The sequence below is a fragment of the Nesiotobacter zosterae genome (assembly GCF_033843645.1).
In the GTDB taxonomy this organism is placed as follows: Bacteria; Pseudomonadota; Alphaproteobacteria; order Rhizobiales; family Stappiaceae; genus Pseudovibrio; species Pseudovibrio zosterae.
Genome location: NZ_JAWXVZ010000028.1, coordinates 1 through 1,086 on the forward strand (window position 1 = coordinate 1; position 1,086 = coordinate 1,086).

At 57.8% G+C, this 1,086-nt stretch carries 1 protein-coding gene; it reads left to right on the forward strand.

The window, feature by feature from the left end:
- Positions 1-145 precede the first annotated feature (145 nt).
- A partial coding sequence (locus Q3Y58_RS19460; RefSeq protein ID WP_319623431.1) for a glycerol dehydrogenase occupies positions 146-1,086 on the forward strand: 941 nt, incomplete at its 3' end.

The window sequence follows — 1,086 nt, forward strand, 5'->3', positions numbered from 1 at the left end:
TTCCCGTATTTTTTGTGGTGTTTTGGTCCTCCATAGTTGTTGTTGTGAGATTGGACAGCAGGTGGCGGCCCAGTTTGGGAGGACCGGCCTGCCAATGAAAACTTCTTGCTGCCCTTCTGGGCGGTATCAAACAAGAGAATGTGCAATGGATAAAATCATCATCTCTCCAAGCAAGTACGTTCAAGGTGCCGGCACCCTGGCCAAGATCGGTGACTACGTTAAGCCCCTTGGCGTGCGTCCCCTTGCGATTGCCGATGCGTTTGTGACCGGCCTTGTTGGCGACACGGTTGCCACCAGCTTTGCGCAGGCCGAAGCCACGCTGACCATGGAACAGTTCAACGGCGAGTGCTCGCGCGCCGAGATCGAGCGCGTGATTGAAGCAGCCAAGGCCGCAGAAGCGGACGTGATCGTCGGCATTGGCGGCGGCAAGACCCTTGATACGGCCAAGGCTGTTGCGTTCTACACCAAGGTGCCTGTGGTTGTTGTGCCGACAATCGCCTCCACCGACGCGCCAACTTCGGCGCTGGCTGTGATCTACACGCCGGAAGGCGAGTTCTCCGAATACCTTCTGTTCCCGTCCAACCCGAACATGGTGATCATGGACACCAAGATCATCGCTGGTGCGCCTTCGCGGCTTCTGGTGGCGGGTATTGGGGATGCGCTTTCCACGTACTTCGAAGCCCGTGCCAACGGTCTTTCCGGCAAGGCCACCATGGCAGGCGGCGCGCCAACACTGGCCGCGCAGACCCTTGCCAAGCTGTGCTATGAAACCCTGTTGCGGGATGGCCTGAAGGCGAAGATCGCCGTTGACAACAACCTGACCGACAAGGCGGTTGAGAACATCATTGAAGCCAACACGCTGCTGTCAGGTCTTGGCTTTGAAAGCTCCGGTCTTGCAGGCGCGCACGCGATCCACAACGGCTTGACCAAGCTGGAAGAGTGTCACCACCTCTACCATGGTGAAAAGGTTGCCTTTGGCACGTTGACACAGCTGCTTCTTGAAAACGCTCCGCTGGAAGAAATCCGCACCGTGATTGAGTTCTGCCGCTCTGTTGGGCTGCCGACCAACCTGTTCGACATGGGCGT